The sequence below is a fragment of the Streptomyces sp. NPDC006265 genome (assembly GCF_040613555.1).
Taxonomy (GTDB): Bacteria; Actinomycetota; Actinomycetes; order Streptomycetales; family Streptomycetaceae; genus Streptomyces.
Genome location: NZ_JBEXSH010001428.1, coordinates 1 through 1,340, shown reverse-complemented (window position 1 = coordinate 1,340; position 1,340 = coordinate 1). Strand labels below are relative to the sequence as shown.

Here is a 1,340-nt window from a genome sequence, read left to right as displayed (position 1 = left end):
CGTGCACATCAGGCCGGCGTCCAGCATGGCGGGCAGGGGGTGGTCGGCGAGGGTGTCGACGGTGCGCAGCCGGACGTTGGACAGCGGGCAGAGCGTCAGCGGCACCCGGTCGCGCACCAGCCGCTCCACCAGCGCCGGGTCCTCCACGCAGCGCAGCCCGTGGTCGACCCGCTCCACGCCGAGGACGTCCAGAGCCTCGGTGATGTACTCCGGCGGGCCCTCCTCACCGGCGTGGGCGACCCGCCTCAGACCGAGCGCGGCGGCCCTCTCGTAGACCTCGCGGAACTTCACCGGCGGGTGCCCGACCTCGGCGGAGTCGAGGCCGACGCCGGTGATCCGGTCCAGGTAGGGCTTGGCGGCGTCCAGCGTGGCCAGGGCCGACTCGGCGGACTCGTCGCGCAGGAAGCACAGGATCAGCCGGGTCGAGACGCCGTGATTGGCCTCGCTGGTCCCCAGCGCGCGCCACAGCCCCTCGACGACCGTGCCGATCTCGAGACCGCGGCTGGTGTGGGCCTGCGGGTCGAAGAAGATCTCCGCGTGCCGCACGCCCTGGTCGGCGGCCCGGGCGAGATAGGCGTTCGCCAGGTCCTCAAAATCCCGCTCGGTGCGCAGGACGGCCATGAGCTCGTAGTACAGGTTCAGGAAGGACTGCAGGTCCTCGAACCGGTAGGCCTCGCGCAGCTCGTCCGTGTCGGCGTACGGCAGCGTGACACCGTTGCGCGCGGCGAGCTCGAAGGCGAGTTCCGGTTCCAGGGTGCCTTCGATGTGAAGGTGCAGTTCGGCTTTGGGGAGGGACATCAATTCATCGTACGACCGTTTCACCGACGCTTCGGAACCGGCACCCTCAGCAGATCGTGGGCCACGGTCAGCTCGCCCTCGTACCCTGCGGCCCGGGCCTGCCGCTCGAATGATCCCCCACTCTCGGCTTCGCTCGAGCGGGAGGTGCCCCCACGGCCGGTGTAGCGCTGGCTGAAGTGGGTCAGCACGAGGTGCCGCACGCCGGCGTCCCGGGCCACCCGGGCCGCCTGACCGGCCGTCAGGTGACCGTGCTCGACGGCGAGTTCCTCGTCCTCGTCGAGGAAGGTCGACTCGATGACGAGCAGGTCGCAGCCCTCGGCGAGCGCGTACACCCCGTCGCAGAGCCGGGTGTCCATGACGAACGCGAACCGCTGTCCGCTCCGCGTCTCGCTGACGTCCTCCAGGGGCACCGCGCCGAGATTCCCCTCGCGCTGGATCCGGCCGACGTCCGGGCCCTCGATGCCGTGCGCGGCGAGCCGCTCGGGCAGCATGCGGCGGCCGTCGGTGCCGTCCGGGCCGGTCGGGACGACCGTCGTCAGATC

The 1,340-nt window shown here is 71.3% G+C and carries 2 protein-coding genes; both read right to left on the bottom strand.

Annotated elements, in window-relative coordinates; all coding sequences use genetic code 11:
* The coding region (locus ABZ281_RS49500) for an adenosine deaminase (RefSeq protein ID WP_356665424.1) at positions 1–798 on the bottom strand (798 nt) is incomplete at its 3' end.
* A 20-nt stretch (positions 799–818) separates the two neighbouring features.
* On the bottom strand, positions 819–1,340 hold a 522-nt coding region (locus ABZ281_RS49495), incomplete at its 5' end, for an MBL fold metallo-hydrolase (RefSeq protein WP_356665423.1).